This is a genomic window from Exiguobacterium sp. s39 (assembly GCF_018618925.1).
In the GTDB taxonomy this organism is placed as follows: Bacteria; Bacillota; Bacilli; order Exiguobacteriales; family Exiguobacteriaceae; genus Exiguobacterium_A; species Exiguobacterium_A abrahamii.
On the sequence record NZ_JACSNA010000001.1, the window covers coordinates 142,619 to 162,575 of the forward strand.

15 protein-coding genes and 1 pseudogene are annotated in these 19,957 nt (G+C 47.4%); 15 read left to right on the plus strand and 1 reads right to left on the minus strand.

Translation table 11 applies throughout. The annotated features are described in order from the left end of the window. Positions 1 to 121: 121 nt before the first annotated feature. The 13 genes and pseudogenes from KNQ11_RS00755 (at position 122) to pulA (ending at position 17,671) form a co-directional block, all read left to right on the plus strand. Positions 122 to 2,746, plus strand: coding sequence for a glycosyltransferase (locus KNQ11_RS00755; RefSeq protein ID WP_214768993.1), 2,625 nt, complete (start codon positions 122 to 124; stop codon positions 2,744 to 2,746). Continuing rightward, on the plus strand, positions 2,743 to 3,747 hold the full coding sequence (locus KNQ11_RS00760) for a class I SAM-dependent methyltransferase (protein WP_244290100.1): 1,005 nt from the start codon (positions 2,743 to 2,745) through the stop codon (positions 3,745 to 3,747). Before KNQ11_RS00755 ends, KNQ11_RS00760 begins: the two co-directional genes overlap by 4 nt. Beyond that, the gene (locus tag KNQ11_RS00765; RefSeq protein ID WP_251139601.1) at positions 3,642 to 4,958 is read left to right on the plus strand and encodes a glycosyltransferase family 4 protein; all 1,317 of its coding nucleotides are present in this window, start codon (positions 3,642 to 3,644) and stop codon (positions 4,956 to 4,958) included. The genes KNQ11_RS00760 and KNQ11_RS00765 overlap by 106 nt, the downstream gene beginning before the upstream one ends. Next, entirely contained in the window at positions 4,955 to 6,208 is a 1,254-nt protein-coding gene (locus KNQ11_RS00770) for a glycosyltransferase family 4 protein (protein WP_214768996.1), read from the plus strand. Before KNQ11_RS00765 ends, KNQ11_RS00770 begins: the two co-directional genes overlap by 4 nt. Positions 6,209 to 6,486: 278 nt before the next feature. Further along, positions 6,487 to 7,779, plus strand: coding sequence for a nucleotide sugar dehydrogenase (locus KNQ11_RS00775; protein WP_149426934.1), 1,293 nt, complete (start codon positions 6,487 to 6,489; stop codon positions 7,777 to 7,779). After that, positions 7,776 to 8,576 (plus strand): ABC transporter permease, encoded by an 801-nt coding sequence (locus KNQ11_RS00780; RefSeq protein WP_214768998.1) that lies wholly within the window; start codon positions 7,776 to 7,778, stop codon positions 8,574 to 8,576. The genes KNQ11_RS00775 and KNQ11_RS00780 overlap by 4 nt, the downstream gene beginning before the upstream one ends. A gap of 11 nt (positions 8,577 to 8,587) precedes the next feature. Further along, positions 8,588 to 9,328, plus strand: a pseudogene (gene tagH / locus KNQ11_RS00785) (teichoic acids export ABC transporter ATP-binding subunit TagH); the annotation flags it as partial. A gap of 112 nt (positions 9,329 to 9,440) precedes the next feature. Then, positions 9,441 to 10,541, plus strand: a complete 1,101-nt coding sequence (gene wecB / locus KNQ11_RS00790) for a non-hydrolyzing UDP-N-acetylglucosamine 2-epimerase (RefSeq protein WP_023467472.1) — start codon at positions 9,441 to 9,443, stop codon at positions 10,539 to 10,541. Further along, positions 10,538 to 11,023: a hypothetical protein gene (locus KNQ11_RS00795; protein ID WP_149426935.1), complete on the plus strand. Its 486-nt coding sequence runs from the start codon at positions 10,538 to 10,540 to the stop codon at positions 11,021 to 11,023. The genes wecB and KNQ11_RS00795 overlap by 4 nt, the downstream gene beginning before the upstream one ends. Next, entirely contained in the window at positions 11,013 to 12,401 is a 1,389-nt protein-coding gene (locus tag KNQ11_RS00800) for an MBOAT family O-acyltransferase (protein ID WP_214768999.1), read from the plus strand. Before KNQ11_RS00795 ends, KNQ11_RS00800 begins: the two co-directional genes overlap by 11 nt. Positions 12,402 to 12,416: 15 nt before the next feature. Beyond that, the gene (locus tag KNQ11_RS00805; RefSeq protein WP_064300325.1) at positions 12,417 to 13,592 is read left to right on the plus strand and encodes a DHHW family protein; all 1,176 of its coding nucleotides are present in this window, start codon (positions 12,417 to 12,419) and stop codon (positions 13,590 to 13,592) included. Positions 13,593 to 13,617: 25 nt separating this feature from the next. Further along, complete coding sequence (locus KNQ11_RS00810; protein ID WP_235147623.1) at positions 13,618 to 14,532, plus strand: LCP family protein; 915 nt, start codon at positions 13,618 to 13,620, stop codon at positions 14,530 to 14,532. A 226-nt stretch (positions 14,533 to 14,758) separates the two neighbouring features. Next, positions 14,759 to 17,671, plus strand: a complete 2,913-nt coding sequence (gene pulA, locus KNQ11_RS00815; RefSeq protein ID WP_214769001.1) for a type I pullulanase — start codon at positions 14,759 to 14,761, stop codon at positions 17,669 to 17,671. 68 nt (positions 17,672 to 17,739) lie between these two features. Here the strand turns inward: pulA and KNQ11_RS00820 are convergent, their stop codons facing one another. After that, a complete protein-coding gene (locus KNQ11_RS00820; RefSeq protein WP_214769003.1) occupies positions 17,740 to 18,999 on the minus strand; it encodes a dicarboxylate/amino acid:cation symporter in 1,260 nt (419 codons plus the stop codon). Positions 19,000 to 19,312: 313 nt separating this feature from the next. On the opposite strand from KNQ11_RS00820, the gene rpsU reads away from it, so the two are divergent. After that, positions 19,313 to 19,486, plus strand: a complete 174-nt coding sequence (gene rpsU, locus KNQ11_RS00825; protein ID WP_012369719.1) for a 30S ribosomal protein S21 — start codon at positions 19,313 to 19,315, stop codon at positions 19,484 to 19,486. A gap of 21 nt (positions 19,487 to 19,507) precedes the next feature. Further along, complete coding sequence (locus KNQ11_RS00830; protein WP_023467485.1) at positions 19,508 to 19,954, plus strand: GatB/YqeY domain-containing protein; 447 nt, start codon at positions 19,508 to 19,510, stop codon at positions 19,952 to 19,954. The last annotated feature ends 3 nt before the right edge of the window (positions 19,955 to 19,957 follow it).

Here is a 19,957-nt window from a genome sequence, read left to right on the forward strand (position 1 = left end):
TGTAAGGAAAATCCAAAAAAGCTTCACTAAGTCTTTACAAAAACCTTGCAAGTCCTTCAAGTAGCCTTTGAACTGCTTCCGTAGACTAAGAAAGAGTTGAAAAGAGGAAGGGTGTTTACGTGTGAGTGATCAAAAATGGAAACGACAAATCATGCAACAACTGAACTGGGTCCGCGAAGAGAAAAAACGGCTTACGAGCGCGACGACCGCAAGTAAAGATGCACTCGAAAAACTCCGTCAGTTAGACGTCTTGCGACTGCCGACGGTTCGAACTTCTAATAACACGACGACACGTTATCGACAAAATAGCCAAGCATCACTGCTGAATCAATTGGATGTCTCGGAGATTCCGGTCCGGACGACGACGCGTTACTATGAAAAGCGACCAATCGAGATGGCAATCGTCTGCTCGGAATTCATGTATGCCTATTATGAAGATGCCGTTCATCTCCACTACGTCAATGCGCATACATTCGAAGAAGTCTTCGAGCGTGAGATTGATCTCTTTTTAGTCGTTTCCTCATGGAAGGGGTTACGAGGAGACGATTGGAAAGGTGTCGCCACACCGAATTCAAAGAAACGTCAACGACTGCTTTCGATGATGCAGGAAGTCAAAGCCAAAGGAATTCCAGTCGTCTTTCAATCGACGGAAGATCCGAGCAATCATGAACGGTTTCAAGACGTGGCGCAAGCTGCCGATTATGTCCTGACTTCAGATGAGGCGATGATTCCTGAATACCGCGTCTTATGTGGTCATGATCGGATCATGGCGATGCCGTTTGGTGTCAATCCATTGATTCACAATCCGATCGGAGCGACACGTAGCCGAAAGAAAGGTGTTTTATTTGCCGGTAGCTGGATGGCGAAATATCCGGAGCGTGTTAAAGATACGGAGATGTTGTTTGATGGGGTGATGCAATCCTCGCACGAACTCGATATCGTGGACCGGAATTATCATCTCGACTTACCAGCCTATCAGTTTCCGGAGCGCTATCAATCACGGGTCGCACCAGCGATTCCTTACGATGCTTTACAACAAGTCAGTAAATGTTACGACTGGGTCTTGAACCTGAATAGCATCAAATACAGTAAAACGATGTGTGCTCGTCGCGTTTATGAATCGCAAGCACTCGGGAATTTGATCTTGTCGAATTACAGTATCGCCGTCAACAACGAGTTTCCGAATATCTTCACTGTGCATGACGCACAGGAGGCGACGGCAATCGTGGAACGTACGTCACAGGATGAAATCGAACGGTTACGGGCAGAAGGACTTCGTGCCGTCATGACGGAGCATACGGTCTTCGAACGGATGGATCAGATCCTAGCGTTCATTGGACGAGTACCTGAAACACGGAAACATCGCTTACTCATCGTCGTCGCCCAGGATGGGGAAGCCATTCGTGACGTGATTGATCGCCAAAGTCTCACACCAGACGAAATCGTCTCAGCGGATACGTTGACGGAGCAAACCTATGATCAAGCGGATCTCGTTGCTTGGATGGATGGACAGGAATCTTATGGCGAATATTATTTAGAGGACCTCGTGAATGGCTTTAAATATAGCGATGCCAGCATCGTCCGAAAGGGAAGCGAGCATCCGTATCATGTACAAGAGATGAGCGGTAGCCGAAACGGTGCGATTGTTTGGCGGTCAGCTATCGGATATGACATGTTCCAGGCAGATGAACTGAACGGAAAAACACTGTTGATCGATCAATTTGAGTGGAACGAGCAGACGGTAGTTCCGACGAATCAGACCCCGCAACTGTCGGTCGTCGTTCCGATCTATAACAATGGGAAACACCTCACGTATAAATGTTTCGCCAGTCTAACGCGGATGGATCGATTCATGGAGTCGGAGATTTTACTCGTAGATGATGGATCGACGGACATAGCGACACGTCAAGCCGTAGAGCGTCTCGCGCGACGCTATGGAAATGTCAGAACTTATTTCTTCGAGACAGGCGGAAGCGGTAGTGCTTCACGTCCGCGTAACAAAGGAGTCGAGATGGCACGAGCTGACTATGTGACGTTCCTTGATCCGGATAACGAGGTACTCAGTGATCGATATGCCTTTTTGCTTCAAGAACTAGAAAAAGATCCATCACTTGATTTTGTGGCAGGGCATATGAAAAAGCTTGCCGAGAAGACGAGCATCATCGCCTTGCCAACGATTCGTAAACAAGGACGAACGGTTTGTGAGGATCCGAAAGCTTTTCTATTGAAACATCGGTTTGCGGTACAAAGCATTCAAGCACTCGTCGTCCGTCGTACCTTCCTGCTTGAACATCAATTGGAACAAGTCGTCGGTGCGGTCGGTCAGGACTCCTTGTTCTTCCAAGAATTGATGCTTCGCGCGAACCGTGTCTTACTCGTCAATCGAGTCATCCATTATTATTACGCAGCCGTTGCAGGGTCAACCGTGAATGCATTGACGGTGAAGTTCTTTGAACGAAGTGTCGTCCGAGAGCGGGCACGAGCCGAGAAATTCGCTCGTTATGGAGTGCTAGAGGAATACAAGGAAACTCGATTCGAGCATTTCTTTGAGCATTGGTATCTTGTCAAGTTACGCTACTGCAGTGATAAGGACTTTGCACCGAGTGTCGCATTACTACGCACGATCATCGGATTCTATGAACCCATCACGTTGACGAACCCGTTGATTCGTCGATTCATGGAGCTTGCAGATCGACAGGAGACGGATCGACTTCAACACTTACTACTCGAGGAGGTGCAAAAATGACGGCATCGATGAAAACAGCACGCCCCAAGGATCAAATCCGAGCTGCCTACTACGATCAGTTAGGCGGTGGATTCGGTAAAAAAGTCCGCGCGCGTGTTCACTGGATCGTTCGACAAGCAAAAGGAGAGCACATTTTAGATATTGGTTGTTCGGGTGGAGTCGTCCCGATTTTGCTCGGACGCGAAGGGAAACATGTCATCGGGATCGATGTGTTACCAGAAGCGATCATCGAGGCCAAACAAGCGTTACTTGAAGAACCGGCATCCGTAAAAGAAAAAGTGGAATTACATGAAGCAAATGTCATGACGTACACACCTGACATTCAATTCGATACAGTCTTGATGACGGAAGTACTGGAACATATCGGGGAGCCAGAGCGCTTTATCGCCCGTGCCGTCTCGTTCATCGCACCAGAAGGACGACTCGTCATCACAGTTCCATTTGGAGTGAACGATTATGCGGATCACAAACGGACGTATTATTTAAACCGACTGCTTGAACAGTTGACACCCTTCGGTAAGATCGAGACGATCGAGCGGATTGATAAGTGGCTTGGGATCACGATTCAAGTCTATCCGGAACCTCGATCCGGTCGATCGATTCTACCGGCGGAAGTCGAATGGCTTGAAGACGCCTTTGAAGAGGTGGAACGATTGCATCTCGCAACGATCATTGATTTAAAACGCAAGCAACAGAATCTAGAACGAAAAGTTCAGCGGTTAGGGGAACAAACGGACCAATTGGAACACGCTCAAGTCGAATTGCTACGCCATGAACAGCAACTACAGGAACAGCGTGAACAATACAAGATGCTCGAAGAACAATATGCCGCACTGCTTGATCGATTCGAAGGATCATTGGTGACAAATCTGGAATTGCTGGAGGCGAATGCATCATGGAAATCAAAATACCGCTCACTCGCGCGATCAAAGCTCGGAAAAATCGTCGTCCGCTACTGGAAGTTCCGACGTCAACTCAAGCAGCGCCGGAGTCGTCGATGAACGTCTTGATGATTTGTCAAAATTTCTATCCGGAAATCGGGAGTGCGGCAAACCGAATGAAGAATATCTTCAAGCGGATGGAACAAGCGGGAAGTGACGTCCATGTGTTGACGTCAGAACCGCTCTATCCGACGGCAGAACTTTATACGGACTCGATGTTCTGGGATGAACCGAGTCTCGATACGGCACATGTGACCCGTATCCAACCGCGTGACGTCCGGGCGACGAATAATTTATGGCGGCGTCTTCGTTTATTCGTGGAACAATTCGTGCTCGCGGTAAAAGAGGTGCGACAAGACCCGAAATCCTATGCCTACATCTATGCGACGACGCCATCCATCTTCATGGGACTCGTCGGGGTCGTCGCGAAACATGTCAAAAAGGCTCCTTTGATTCTCGATGTACGTGATTTATGGCCGGAATCGTTGATTGGCGTCGGAATCACGAAATCGCGTCTCTTATTGACTCCGCTCTACTGGCTTGAAAAGTGGATGTATCGTCAGGCAGATCAATTGGTCATCAACAGTGAGGGGTTTCGATCGTATATTGAAGGGCGGGGCATTGCACCGGAAAAAATTCATTACATCCCGAACTCCATCGAGGAAAATGAGTGGTTGATCAAACGCCGAAAAGTATCGGAACAAGTCCGCGTCGTGTATACAGGGAATATCGGACTCGCACAAGATGTGTTCTTGTTGCTTGACGTCGCACAGGAACTTCAACAAGAACAGGATATCTGCTTTCAAGTCGTCGGTTACGGCTATCACAAGCAAACGTTCGAACGACTCGTCAAGGAACGTGGATTGACGAATATCGAGTTTCTTGACGCGATGCCACGCTGGGATGCGTTGAAACAACTCGCGAAGAGTGACATCGCCTTTGCGACACTCGTCGAGAGTACAGCGTTCGATACAGTGACACCAGGCAAAATCATCGACTACATGGCGATGGGCTGTGCCATCGTCGGTGCGGTATCCGGTCATGCGGCGCATGTCATCGAAGAAGCAGGAGCCGGTTATGTGTCTGTCCAGCGGAAAAAAGAGGAGATCGTCGATCATATTCTCGAGTTATCACGAAATCCAGAGAAACGTGCAGCGATGGGACGGGCGGGTGTGGATTACGTCCAACGCCATTTCGATTGGGAACAAAATCAACAGCGCTTGTTTGACGCCATCGAACAAACGCAGTCACGAAAGGTGGTCGCAGAATGAAGCGAATTGGAATGTTTGTTTGGAATCCGTTTACGAATGACGCTCGTGTCTTGCGTGAATGTACAGCACTCGTCGAAGCAGGACACCGCGTGGACCTATACTGTCTCAATGACGGCACACTTCCAGAAGTCGAATACCCGATGTCAGGGTTTCGCGTCATTCGAATCGACCGGACGCCACCTTTTGCGAGGTGGCTCCCGTTCTTTCGCAAACGGAAAAAACGGACCCTTGTCATCGGCGTGATAGGTGCGCTTCTTGCGCCATGGCTCATTCCCGTGATGCTCGTGCTCTTTTTACTCATGCGAAGTCGATTCATCCGTTACGCCCTATATAACAGTTTCGGCATTCTTCGTATGACACGTACTGCCCGGAAGCATGATTATGACGTCATGCATGCGAACGATGTCAATACGTTACCACAAGCGATTGGGGCGGCGCGTGGTGCACAAATCGTCTATGACTCGCATGAAGTCCAGACCGATCGGACAGGATACGGAAGCATGCAAGGGAAATTAGAACGCTGGTTGCTTCGATTCGTCGACCAGACAATCGTTGAAAATGACACGCGTGCAGATTATCATCAAAAATTATATGGAACCCGACCATCCGTCTTGCACAATTATCCTTTTTACGAACCGATTATTCCGCAACCGCGACCGTTACGCGAAGAGTTAGCACTCGCACCAGACGAGCCGATTTTGTTGTATCAAGGCGGGATCCAGGAAGGACGTGGACTGGAGCGACTCATTGAAGCGATGCCGTTCATCGATCGAGGAACACTTATTTTCGTTGGAGATGGAAAGTTAAAAGGGAAACTGATGCAACTGGCCACGCAATCATCGGAAAAGTCTCGTATCCGCTTCATTGATAAGGTTCCACTTGCTGAACTACCCAGTTACACGGCAGCGGCGACGGTCGGCTTTCAAGTCCTCCAGAACGTTTGCTTCAATCATTATTCCGCTTCTTCGAATAAACTATTCGAATACATGGCGGCGTTGATTCCTGTCATCGCGGCCGACTTACCAGAAATCCGTCGTGTCGTCGAAACAGAAGGAGTTGGATTAATCGTCGATGTCGAATCACCGCAGAGTATCGCCGAGGCGGTCAATCGTCTAGTGAAGGATGAGAACTTGCGACGGGCGATGCAGGAACGAGCAAGCGTAGCAAGGAGACAATACAACTGGGAGCAAGAAAAAGGTCGACTTCTTGCTGTCTATGACTCGATTTTCATGGAATCTAGCGCAAAATAAGAAAAATAGTCAACGACTCGAAGGGAAATCCACGTGCAATGAAGGCGGATTCCTGACGAGTCGTTTTGTTTCATTCGAATAGACACGAAGGATTCGCGAAAGCTTCATAAGATTTACAAAAACGATAGAAAACACTGGAAATGTAAGGTCTGTGAAGAATGGTTTAAGAGATGGTTAGAAGCATTGGAAAGCAAAGGAAATGTCGTTATGGTCTAGTTACAGCCAAGCCACAGACCGTTCGTTGGCTAGTATGACTAACTCGATGGAGGAATGACAAAATGAAACTTTGCACAATCGGACTAGGATATATTGGATTACCTTCTTCTGCGATGTTCGCGGATCATGGCACGGAAGTCGTAGGTGTCGACATCGATCCACAAATCGTCAATCTTCTGAACACGGGAACGATTCATATTGAAGAACCAGGACTCGAGGATGTCATCAAACGAGTCGTCGCGAACGGAAAATTCCGAGCGACACTTACGCCAGAACGAGCAGATGTCTTCTTAATCGCCGTTCCAACTCCTAACTTAAACGATACGTATAAATCGTGTGATTTGAAATATGTCATTTCAGCGGTTAATAACATGCTACCCTTCCTTGAAAAAGGGAATGTCGTTATCGTCGAATCGACGATTGCACCACGTACGATGGATGACCATGTTCGTCCATTGATTGAAGAAGCCGGCTTTACGATTGGTGAAGACGTCTATGTCGTCCATTGCCCAGAGCGTGTCTTACCAGGACAAATCTTACATGAACTTATCCATAATAACCGCATCGTCGGTGGGTTGACGCCAGCGTGTGCGGAGGCAGGAGCTGCCGTCTACGAAACATTCGTTCAAGGTGAGATTGTCCGGACCGATGCCAAAACAGCCGAAATGTCGAAGTTGATGGAGAATACGTTCCGCGATGTCAACATTGCTCTCGCAAATGAATTGACGCAAGTATGTCATCAGCTAGAGATCAACGTCTTAGATGTGATTGAGATGGCGAACATGCACCCACGGGTGAACTTGCATCATCCGGGACCGGGAGTGGGTGGTCACTGTCTCGCAGTCGATCCGTACTTCATCGTCGCAAAAGCCCCATCGCTTGCTCGCATCATTCATACGGCACGACAAACGAACGTTCAGATGCCACAATTCGTTGCCGAACAAGCAGCTCGTCTCGTCGGTTCGCGTGTCCGTCCAAAAATCGCCGTCTTTGGTGTCACGTATAAAGGAAACGTCGACGACATGCGCGAGAGTCCAGCTGTCGAAGTCATTGAACAATTACTCGACCGTGGACTTGACGTCGCTGTCTGTGATCCGCACGTCGAACGCTCGATTTCGACACGTTTCGAACTCGTCGATGAGCTGGAGGCGATTCAAGGCGCCGATCTAGCGCTTGTCTTAGTCGACCACGATGAATTCAAACAATTCGATTCACGTCGTCTCGCAAACTACATGCGGACACCGTTACTCTTTGATACGAAAGGGATCGTCAAAGCGCTCGACGCTGTCAAAGTCCTGAACTTCGGTAATTTGCATACGCACCGCGTGACGGAAGTGGATGCGAAAGCGATATGAACGCGTTACGAACGATTGGGAGAGAGTTGAAGGATCATCTGTATCTGATCTTTCGACTCTCGCTTTATGAAACAAAGAGTCAATATAGCATGCAATACCTGGGTTGGTTTTGGGAGATCATGACGCCACTTCTCCAAATCGGTGTCTACTGGGTCGTATTCGGCTTCGGGATTCGTGGTGGGCATCCAGTCGATGGAATTCCATTCGTCTTTTGGCTCGTCAGCGGATTGATTGCTTGGTTCTTCATCGGCAGTACGATTCCAAGTGGTTCCCGGTCGATTTATGGTCGGGTTGCCCTCGTCTCGAAGATGCACTTTCCACTAAGTACGATTCCAGCGTATGTCATTTTGGCACAATTCTACCGTCATCTCGCGATGATTGCTTTGACGATCATTTTAGGGTGTGCCTTCGGTTACTTCCCGGGATGGCATACGTTTGAACTTCTATATATCGTACCGGCGGGCGTCGTGTTCCTTTATGCGGTTTCCTTATTGTTATCCGCACTTGCGACGATGATTCGAGATGTACAAAACATGGTGACATCTGCGATCCGCATGCTGATGTATTTAACGCCAATCATGTGGATTCCGCCAGATCACTCGTTATTCAAGATGTTGTTGATGCTAAACCCGCTCGTTTATTTGATTGAGGGATATCGGTCCGCACTCATCGGAACGGGTTATCTGCTCGATCATATGTGGTACGGCGTGTACTTCTGGTGTATGACGCTCGCAATCTTACTTGTTGGAGCATCGATTCACATTCGATTCCGACGCTATTTCATCGATTACGTATAGGAGGGAGAACGATGGGTCATGTCGTGTTTGAGAATGTATCGAAACGGTACATGCTCTATGCCCGACCGATCGACAAGCTAAAAGAAGTGTTGTTCGGTAAGGTGAATGGAAAATCGTTCTATGCTCTGAAGAACGTCTCCTTTTCTGTGGAAGAGGGAGAAATCGTCGGTGTCGTTGGCATCAACGGAAGTGGGAAATCGACACTATCGCATCTGCTTGCTAACGTGACACCACCGACGTACGGTCGGGTCACATTGGGTGGGAAGTCAGCCTTGATTGCCATCTCTAGTGGATTGAATAGTCAACTGACAGGGCGAGATAACATTGAATTAAAAGGGCTGATGATGGGCTTGACGAAACGCCAAATCGAGACGATTACTCCAGAAATTTTAGAGTTCGCTGATATTGGGGAGTTCATCGATCAGCCGGTCAAGACATATTCGAGCGGCATGCGAGCTCGAATTGGTTTTGCGATCTCGATTCATATTAATCCAGATATCTTGATCATCGACGAAGCACTCTCAGTCGGAGACCAAACGTTTACCGAAAAGTGCCTCGATAAGATGCGTGAATTCCGCGATCAAGGGAAAACGATTTTTTTCGTCAGTCATTCGCTCAGCCAGGTAAAGAGTTTCTGTACAAAAATCCTTTGGTTGGAATACGGGGAAGTACGTCTATTTGGTCCGACGAACGAAACGTTGGCTGAATACAATAAATATCTATATTGGTACAAACAGTTATCAAAAAAGCAAGCCTCCCATTACGTAGCTAAGAAACGAACGGAACGGATCGGTTCCGTGGATCAGCAGATGATGGGCGAGACGATTGAACAATCGTCATGAAATGAGATAGGGGATGAAGTAAATGAAACGTGTCATGCTTGTATTCGGAACACGACCAGAGGCGATCAAAATGGCGCCGGTCGTCAAAGCACTTGAAAATCGTCAGGACGTCGAACCAATCGTCGTCGTTACAGCACAACACCGAGAGATGCTCGATCAGGTCCTTGAACTGTTCGAAATCACTCCGGACCATGACTTGGATTTGATGCGTCCGCGTCAGACGTTAGAGGAAATGACGGCGCGTATTTTAAACGCGATGCGTCGCGTCCTCGAAAAGGAACAGCCGGATCTCGTCCTTGTCCATGGGGATACGACGACGACGTTCGCTGCTTCTTTAGCGGCGTTCTATCAACAGATTCCAGTCGGTCATGTGGAAGCAGGACTACGGACATATGAAAAGTATGCGCCGTTCCCAGAAGAGATGAATCGTCAATTGACAGGTGTGTTGGCGGATTATCATTTTGCACCGACTGAACAGGCTGCAATGAACTTACGTGCTGAGAACAAGCAGACACCGATCATCGTAACCGGTAATACGGTCATCGATGCGTTGAAGACGACTGTATCACCGACATATACGCATCCTGTCCTATCGCGCCTAGAGAAGTCGGGACGAAAACTTGTCTTGCTGACCGTTCATCGCCGTGAGAATCATTTACAACTGGCAACGATTTTTGAGGCGATTGAACGATTAGCAAATGATCATCCAGAAATCGAAATCGTCTATCCGGTTCATCCGAATCCGGTCGTACTAGAAGCGGCAGCTCGCTTGGAGCATCATCCGCGGATTCAATTGATCGAACCGCTTGATGTCTTTGACTTCCATAATCTTGCGGCTCGGGCATCCTTCATTCTGACCGACTCAGGTGGGATTCAAGAGGAAGCACCTTCGCTCGGCGTGCCTGTCCTTGTCTTACGGGAGACGACAGAGCGTCCAGAAGGGGTCGAAGCTGGAACGTTGAAGCTCGTCGGGACGAATCCAGAGATGATTTATACGATGAGTCATCAATTGTTAACGGATCAGGTGTTCTACCAATCGATGGCACAAGCGGCGAATCCTTATGGCGATGGACAAGCGGCGGAGCGAATCGTCGATGCCATCATGAGTGAGGTACCTGTATGAGTCAACGTATTCCTCCAGCGATTTATCAATTCTTTCCATTCGGAACGCAGGAAAAAATCTTGCTTGAGGATGCTACAGATGGTGTCTATTTTGATTTTCAAGAAGCGACGGCAGACGACAAATTGTACATTCAGTTGTTTGATCAAGGATTTCAACATCCTCCTTCAAAGTTATACCGGTCAGACGCCACGATTACAGGAGATCTCATCGAGGTGACCTGTCATTTCGAAGTCGATGCACCATGTGTCGTTCAGTTATTCAAGATGCAGTATGGACAGAAAAAACGGATGGGATCCGAAACGGAAACCGTCACATTGACGAATGAGACAGTCGTTCATGTACAGATGAAACGAGTACCGGGAGCGAAGTATTTCAAGGTGGCATGGAAGTTCTTGCAAGAGGGGAGCTTCCGGGTCCATCTCCGGGACATTCAGATTGTGCAACATGTCACGGCAGGGGAGGAAGCGACGTATGCTATTTAGTTCGACGATATTCTTATTTCTGTTCTTACCGACTGTGTTGATCGTCTATTACCTACTCCCACGCAGCTTCCGAAATGGCTGGTTATTAGTGACGAGTCTATTCTTTTATGCATTCGGAGAACCACGTTTTGCGTTGCTGATGCTACTGAGTGTCACGATCAACTACTTCTTCGCCTTGTTCGTCGATCTATATCGACACCGAATCGGCGTCAAATGGATCATGTTCAGTATGATCACAGTCAATCTGGGGTTACTCGGCTGGTTCAAGTACAGCGGATTTTTTGTTCGTTCAGTCAACGAGACATTCGGATTAGGATGGTTCGTACCAGAAGTCGTCTTGCCACTCGGAATCTCGTTCTATACGTTTCATGCGATGAGTTATGTCATCGACATCTACAAAGGGAAGGAAGCGGTGCAAAAGAATCCGCTTGACCTCGCCCTTTATATCGCGTTCTTTCCCCAACTCGTCGCGGGTCCGATCGTTCGCTATAACACGATTGCGAGCCAAATCGAGTCACGAGAAGAGACGGTTTCCGATTTTGCCCGAGGGGTTCGTCGGTTTACGATCGGCTTAGCTAAAAAACTGATTCTTGCCAATGGATGTGGTCAGGTCGCGGATGCCATCTTCAATATGAAAGATCTTTCGATGGGGCTTGCTTGGATCGGCATCATCGCCTACGCCTTACAAATCTATTTCGATTTTTCGGGATACAGTGATATGGCGATTGGACTAGCTTTGATGTTCGGATTTCATTTTCTTGAGAATTTTAACTATCCCTACATTTCAAAGTCTGTTTCTGAATTTTGGCGTCGATGGCATATTTCGCTTGGATCATGGTTTCGGGATTATGTCTACATCCCGCTTGGTGGAAATCGTGTCTCACCGTGGTTACAGTATCGCAACTTAGCAATTGTCTGGATGCTGACAGGTCTTTGGCATGGTGCGAGTTGGACGTTCGTCGCGTGGGGAGCGTATTACGGAATCTGGATCATGCTCGAGAAAGCATTTCTCGGGAAATGGTTGGAGAAAACGCCAGTCTTCTCAACCGTTTGGACACTCGTACTCGTGTTGGTCGGTTGGGTATTCTTCCGTTCAGAGACGTTCCCGGAAGCCGTTACGTACATTCAAGCGATGTTCGTACCAGATGTGATCTGGGATGAACGCGCGAGCTACCAGCTTGTCCAAAATGGTGTTCTACTGCTTGTCGCGTGCATCGCAGCGACACCGATTCCGAAAATCATCGGAGAGCGATTAGTTGTGTCACTCGGAAGAATTGGTACGACGATGCAGTATGGATATGCGATGTTGCTACTATTTTTGGCGACATCAGCACTTGTTGCAAGTACGTTTAATCCATTCATCTATTTCCGCTTCTAAAAAGGAGGTCTACTGATGGCACAGCCACTTGAAACAGAAAATAAGCAGGGACAAAAACGGACGACTTCTTTTGAACGGATCATGATGTGGGTGACGACGATCAGTTTTTTACTCATCTTGTTAACGATTGGTATTGGTACGATCGTCCGAGAAGACCGTGTGCGTTCTCAGCTAGAAAATCGTACACTCGCACAATCGGTCGATCCGACGATCGAAGGAATCGCGACTGGAAAAGACATGCTGAAGATGGAGACGTATTTCACGGACCAACTACTTTTGCGAGGGACGTTCGTTGAGATGCAGGCGCTACTCTCGAAGGATGTCTTCAGACAGCCTTTTCGTAATGGAATCTATACAGCTAAAAATGGCTATATGATCGAACCGAGTGCCTCGACTCAAGTCCAGATTCCAAACGCGTTTCAGCAATTCGTGCAAGAAGTCGATCGACCCGTCTATATGGCGCTAGCTCCATCGAAGACGGTCATTGCTGAACGCGATCAGTTGATCCCATCGTATGTTGCTTCGAATGCACGGACACGTTACGCAGGAATGATTCGTGACTTCAAGGCTGCGGGGATGACGAATTTGTCACTTGATCAATTAAAACTAACGGACTACTTCAAGACGGACCATCACTGGAATATCGACGGAGCAGCGTCAGCATACCAGACGATTACGAAGGGGATGGGATTGCAACCGGTCACACCATCAAAAGCAGATCGTAAAGAGGATGAGCATGCCTATTATGGTTCATTAGCGCGAAAGACGACGCTTGCGTACGCGACGTCCGGTGATCAGTTAGCTTATTATGGACCAGCATTCTTTAAAGGGATCGATGTCTGTTACGACGGGGCATGCGATCGTCCAATCATTGATGAATCCTTCGTTCAGCAGGAGGGAGATTACGTCGATCGGTATGAAGTATTTTTGCGCGGCAATCACGGCATCATGTCGATGAAGGAGCAGTCGAAGAATGATCGACCAACGATTCTCGTCTTAAAGGATTCATTCGCGAATCCTGTCTTACCGTTCCTTGCTAAAAGTGCCAATCTGGAAGTCGTCGACGTTCGTTATGTGCCAAAATCATTCGACGTCTCGCAGTTCGCTAAACAAAAACAAGTCGACTCCGTGTTGTTCCTGCATAACTCGAACATTGCTGGATTAATGAAGACGTATGAAAACACACTATGAAGGAGTTCATGACATGAGATCCCGAATGGCGAAAAGAAAACCACGCCTTGTTTGGCGCGTATTGAGTGCGCTCCTACTAGGGTTCGTTCTGATTGCTAGTACATCAGCTGGTTTAGCTTTTTTAAAAGTGAAGCAAACGGCAGACGCGTTTTTAACACCGTTAGATGGAGAGCGGCCGAAGCCACTCGAATCGATGAAGCCGGTCAATGTCTTGTTACTTGGCGTGGATGAACGGAAAAATGATAAGGGACGTGCCGATGCCATCATGCTTCTTTCATTCAATCCAAAAACAAGACAAGCGACTTCCCTGTCCATTCCAAGAGATATGCAGGTAACCGTTCCGTCTGGCGAAAAGACTAAAATTAATCATACCTATGCCTATGGGGGGGTGAAAGAGACAGTCGAAACGGTGGAGCAGACGTTTGAGACCGATATTCCTTATTATGCGAAGATCAACATGGATGGATTGATTGAGTTGGTCGATGCTGTTGGGGGTGTCACGGTCGACAATCCATCTGCCTTCAGTTGGAACGACCGTCGTCTTCAAAAGGAGTATGAGAAAGGGAAAATTCATCTGACGGGTCTTGAAGCGAGTGGTTACGCTCGGATGCGAAAGCAAGATCCACTCGGCGATATGGGTCGACAAATTCGTCAGCGTCAAGTGCTAGAAGCAGTCGGAATGAAGCTTGCTGGACCACAGTTGTTGACGCAACTCGAAAAGATCACGGATGTCATGAAAAACAACTTTACGACGAATATCGGACTGGATGTCGCAGCGCAGCTAGCGCAGGAGAATCAGCGTGGGTTCGAACAATTGAAGCCGCTGAAAATCGAGGGAGAAGGATATATCGCAAGTGATGGTGTCTGGTATTTCTTTGCATCGGACGAATCAATGGAACAGACGAAGCAGACGATCGCTAAACTTCTCGCGCGATCGTAAGTCATAATTAGTATTACCATCAAATAAACAAGGTTGAGCGTCTCTAGCAAATGATTGTGGAGGCGCTTTTTCCTATCTTTCTCTTAAGTAACACATCATTATTTTTGAAAAAAGTGATTGGTTCAAAAGTCTTATTTTCGATCAAATCGATGAAATAGGCTTTGACAGGACTTGTAAACGGATGCAAAATGAAAACGATTACATACCAAAAGGAGATGGCTACCGTATGAAACGCATGAGATTCGTTTGTATCGTTGCGCTAACGTTTGCACTGATATTTAGTGGACTCTCTTTATCCGGTCAAGCACTGGAAAAAGGGAAGTCGACATTGGTCATCATTCACTACAAGGAAGACCCGAATGCCACAAAAGATTGGAATCTATGGTTATGGGCAAATGGGCCGGATTATTTTCCGAATAAAGCCCACGCTTTTAACGGTGAGGATGCTTACGGAAAAATAGCAGCTTATGAATTCCCAGTTGATCAGCCGGAAAAAATCGGCTTCATCGTTCGAGATGACAACTGGAACAAAGATGGGGGATCTGAGAATGATCGCTTCATCACGAAAGACATGATTAAAAATGGTGTTGCTGAAATCTGGATCGAGTCGGGAAGCAAGAACATCTCGACAGTCAATCCAAGCAATGGAGCAGATGTCGAAAATATCGACACGAACATCCACTATTACCGGTATGACAATGATTATGACAAGTATGGTGTCTGGTCTTGGCCGGAAGAGCAAGATGGCAAGCGATTCGAGTTCGACAAGCAAGATGAGTTCGGTGCCGTTGCCAAGGTAACGCTCGATAATCCGACGAAAGCACGTCTTGCAGGCGTCATTCCTCATCTTGAGGGTTGGTCGGAAAAAGACGGAGCTGATCGTTTCTTTTATGCAGGGGCGAAAGACATCTGGTTGATTGAAGGGGATCAGACGGTATACTACAGCAAACCGGAAATTGATCGCACACCGAAAATCACAAGCTTTTTAGCAGATGACTTCCGGACGATGACATTAAAAACGAATGCACCGCTGACGGAAGAAGACTTAAAGGCATTTACGTTTGAAGGCGTGACGAATCCAGTCGTGTCAGCAATCGATGCCAAAACGGTAAAAGTCGAAGTCACTTCAGATATCGATTTAGCAAAAGTCGTCCGAGCATCTCATCCTGTTTTTGGAGAAGCAATTCTTGAAGCAGGTAAAGTGCTCCGTTCGAAAGCATTCGACCAAAAGTATGCCTACGATGGAAAACTCGGTGTCGACTATCAAAAATCGAAGACGACGTTTAAAGTCTGGGCACCGACAGCACAAGCCGTCGAGCTCGAATTGTATCGCTTACCAAAACAAGAAGCTGCTACGACAAAAGATATCACGCGCGAAATCAAGATGGAACGAACGGATCGTGGTGTGTATCAAGTAACAGTCAAGGGCGATCTTGACGGTGTCGGATACACATACGAAGTCAAACACGCCAAAGAATCAACGCGTGCTGTTGATCCGTATGCGACAGCAGTCGCCGTCAATGGCGACCAAGGTGTCGTCGTCGACTTACGCGAGACGGATCCAAAACGCTGGACGAATGGGAAAATGCCACTTCGCCATGCGACAGACGCGATCATCTATGAATCACACGTCCGTGATTTATCGATGTTTGATGTGACGAATTCAGGTTACGATTCAGGCATCAAACAAAAAGGGAAGTACCTTGGCGTCATCGAGCCAGGTGCACGTTTGACGAAGGATGGTAAGAAAACGAAGACGAAGACGGGGCTTGATCATCTGAAGGAACTTGGCATCACGCACGTTCAGTTCATTCCAGTCTATGATTTCAACACAGCGTCCGTCGATGAGACGAACCCGCTTAAATCGTATAACTGGGGTTATGATCCGAAGAACTATAACGCACCAGAAGGATCGTATGCGACAAACCCCTATGATCCAAAAGTCCGAATCACAGAAATGAAGCAGATGATTCAAGGACTACATGACAATGGACTTCGTGCTGTCATGGACGTCGTTTACAACCACATGTTTGACGCAAAGGCATCAAACCTTGATAAAATCGTCCCTGGTTATTACTACCGTTATACAGAAGGCGGCGATTTAGCGAACGGAACGGGTGTCGGAAACGATACAGCATCTGAGCGTCAAATGATGCACAAATTGATCGTTGACTCTGTCTCATATTGGGCGAAAGAATACCACTGGGACGGATTCCGCTTTGACTTAATGGGCATTCACGACGTCAAGACGATGAATGCTGTCAAACAGGCGACAAAACGAATTGATCCGTCGATTCTTGTATTCGGAGAAGGGTGGAGCCTTGGAACACCGCTTCCGGAGACGGATAAGGCAAACCAAACGAATACAAAACAAATGCCAGGAATCGGACATTTCAATGACAATCTACGCGATGCGCTCAAAGGTAGCGTCTTCATCGATTCAGATGCTGGTTTCATTAACGGAACAACCGGTCTTGAAACGCGCATCAAACGCGGAATCGTCGGAGAAATTGCTTACGACAAAGAGATTCAAGGATTTACGCAAGAACCAGATCAAGCCATCACTTACGTTGAAGCACATGACAACCATACGCTCTGGGATAAGTTGAACCTGACGAATCCGCAAGACAATGACGCAACGAAGACAAAGATGCATCGTTTGGCTTCAAGCATCTTGTTGACGTCACAAGGAACGACGTTCATCCATGCAGGACAGGACTTCATGCGGACGAAGGGCGGCGACCATAACTCATATAAATCACCGGATTCTGTCAACCAGCTCGACTGGAAACGGAAGATGGACCGTCAACAAGACGTTGATTATATGACAGGATTGATCGAGTTACGCAAAAAGAATCCAGTACTTCATTTAGCAACAGCAAAAGACATTCGTCGTTACCTGACGTTTGAAACAGCACCGGCACAAGTCATCGCCTATCGATTAGATGATGCTGCGCCACAACAAAAGGATGATCTCTACGTCATTCATAATGCGAATCGAACAGCAGTCGATATGAAGCTACCTACAGGGAAATGGAAGTTGCTTGTAGACGGTAAACAAGCAGGAACCAAAGCAATCCGTAACGTATCAGGTACGGTTCGTGTCGAAGGACTTAGCTCATTCGTCTTATCGAAATAAGTGAACAGATAAAAAAGGACGTTCCGCAGTTGGCGGAACGTCTTTTTCGTCAGTCGAGAAACGTGCAATCAAGCGTAACGCTCATCCGTTTCTTCGTTCTCTTCTTCTTTCAGATTACCTTCTTCCGATTTCGAGACGATGACGGCACATGCTGCGTCACCAGTGATGTTGACAGCTGTCCGCATCATATCAAGAAGGCGATCGACACCGATGATTAAAGCGATCCCTTCGACCGGTAGATTGACCGATTGAAGAACCATCGTCAACATGACGAGACCGACACCCGGTACACCGGCTGTTCCGACCGATGCAAGAACAGCTGTCAGGACGACAGTCGCAAGTTGACCTGGCGTCAAGTCAACAGCGTAGACTTGCGCGATGAAGACAGTCGCGACACCTTGCATAATCGCTGTTCCATCCATATTGATCGTCGCACCTAGAGGCTGGACGAAACTTGAGACGGAACGCGGAACCTTCAACTCTTTTTGAGCCGTTTGCATCGCAACAGGAAGTGTTGCGTTCGATGAAGACGTCGAGAAAGCAAACAACATGACAGGTGCGAACTTCTTAAAGAAGAAGAACGGGTTCATCTTCCCTAGAAGTGAAACGGTCGAACCATACGTCAATACGGAATGGACGAATAGTGACAAGATGACAACACCCATATAAAGTCCCATCGCCTTCAGGGAATCAAATCCTTGTGAACCGACGGCTGATGCGATCAGGGCAAATGCTCCAAGCGGAGCCATCTTCATAACGAGCGTGATGAGGTACGTCATCAATTCGTTTCCTTGTTCGACGAATGTCCGTAACGTCGAGACTTTTTTACCGAGGAACGTGATTCCAAAACCGATAAAGACACTGAAGACGATGATTTGTAACATGTTGCCTTCTGCCATCGACGTGATCGGGTTCGTCGGGAACATACCGACGATTGTGTTGATTATGCTCGTATCTGGTAGATTTCCGTTATCATATTCAAGACCTTGCGTCTCGAAGTTACCGAACGTACCCGGCTTGATCAGTAATGACAAACCGAGAGCGATGACAATCGCGACAGCCGTCGTCGTCATGAAGTAGCCGATTGCCTTTCCGCCGACACGACCAAGCTCTTTTGGATTACCAAGACCCATGACGCCGAGAGCGATCGAGAAGAAGACGATCGGTACGACGAGCATCTTAATCAGGTTCAGGAAGATTGTCCCGATGGGTTGTAAAGCATATTTATTCAATCCCTCATAAATCGACTTATCCGGTAAGGTTGCAAGAATGATTCCGAGGATCACCCCGAGAATCAATCCCCAGATGATGCGCTTTGCTTCTTTCATAAGTGATGTCACACTCCTTTATTTGATAATTGTCTATATTTTGACACATCATCACCCATTTTGACAAAACATTTTAAAAAATACATGATAACGCTTACAAAAAAGTTTCTGGATTTTGATGCAGGAATGACTAGATTTTGTTGTCAAACGGATGCAACCATGAGAGGATAGAAAAGAACAAAAAGGAACAGCGTAGGGTATAGAAAAGTCGCTAGAATCAACTGTTGACCAAATTGTATATTCCTACTATAATGTTGTATGACGTGTCTGACACGTTTCCTTTAGTCGGTAATATCGGAGGGAGGGAAAACTAGTGGAAACTCGTGTACGTAAAAATGAATCACTTGAAGACGCACTTCGTCGCTTCAAACGTGGTGTTTCAAAAGATGGTACGCTTGCAGAAGTTCGTAAACGTAAACACTACGAAAAGCCAAGTGTAAAACGTAAGCTTAAATCGGAGGCTGCGCGTAAGCGTAAGAAGTTCTAACGTTAGAGAGGGTGTATCCTCATGAGTCTTCAGGAGCGTTTGACAGCGGATATGAAAGAAGCCATGCGTCTACGTGAAAAAGATCGTCTTACGACGATTCGGATGGTGAAATCATCGCTGCAAAATGAAACGATCAAACTCGGTAAGCAAGAATTGACGGACGAGGAAGAATTAACGATTCTTTCACGTGAAATGAAGCAGCGCAACGACTCCCTCCGAGAATTCGAAAGCGCTGGTCGTCACGATCTCGTCGAGAAAATTCAAGCAGAGATTGTCGTGCTCGAAGCTTATATGCCAAAACAGCTTTCCGAGGAAGAAGTACAGGAAATCGTCGACGCAGCTATTGCGCAGACGGGTGCCTCTGCTCCTTCAGATATGGGGAAAGTAATGGGTATCGTCATGCCACAGCTTAAAGGCAAGGCAGACGGTGCATTAATTAATCGACTCGTCAAACAACGGCTCGCTTAATAC

Bases quoted from the DNA above. Each gene is read 5' to 3' on its own strand.
- KNQ11_RS00830 (WP_023467485.1), top strand. From the start codon at position 19,508: ATGAGTCTTCAGGAGCGTTTGACAGCGGATATGAAAGAAGCCATGCGT.
- KNQ11_RS00810 (WP_235147623.1), top strand. From the start codon at position 13,618: ATGGCGAAAAGAAAACCACGCCTTGTTTGGCGCGTATTGAGTGCGCTC.
- KNQ11_RS00800 (WP_214768999.1), top strand. From the start codon at position 11,013: ATGCTATTTAGTTCGACGATATTCTTATTTCTGTTCTTACCGACTGTG.
- KNQ11_RS00765 (WP_251139601.1), top strand. From the start codon at position 3,642: ATGGAAATCAAAATACCGCTCACTCGCGCGATCAAAGCTCGGAAAAAT.
- pulA (WP_214769001.1), top strand. From the start codon at position 14,759: ATGAAACGCATGAGATTCGTTTGTATCGTTGCGCTAACGTTTGCACTG.
- KNQ11_RS00780 (WP_214768998.1), top strand. From the start codon at position 7,776: ATGAACGCGTTACGAACGATTGGGAGAGAGTTGAAGGATCATCTGTAT.
- KNQ11_RS00775 (WP_149426934.1), top strand. From the start codon at position 6,487: ATGAAACTTTGCACAATCGGACTAGGATATATTGGATTACCTTCTTCT.
- wecB (WP_023467472.1), top strand. From the start codon at position 9,441: ATGAAACGTGTCATGCTTGTATTCGGAACACGACCAGAGGCGATCAAA.
- KNQ11_RS00805 (WP_064300325.1), top strand. From the start codon at position 12,417: ATGGCACAGCCACTTGAAACAGAAAATAAGCAGGGACAAAAACGGACG.
- KNQ11_RS00760 (WP_244290100.1), top strand. From the start codon at position 2,743: ATGACGGCATCGATGAAAACAGCACGCCCCAAGGATCAAATCCGAGCT.
- KNQ11_RS00820 (WP_214769003.1), bottom strand. From the start codon at position 18,999: ATGAAAGAAGCAAAGCGCATCATCTGGGGATTGATTCTCGGGGTGATC.
- KNQ11_RS00770 (WP_214768996.1), top strand. From the start codon at position 4,955: ATGAAGCGAATTGGAATGTTTGTTTGGAATCCGTTTACGAATGACGCT.
- KNQ11_RS00795 (WP_149426935.1), top strand. From the start codon at position 10,538: ATGAGTCAACGTATTCCTCCAGCGATTTATCAATTCTTTCCATTCGGA.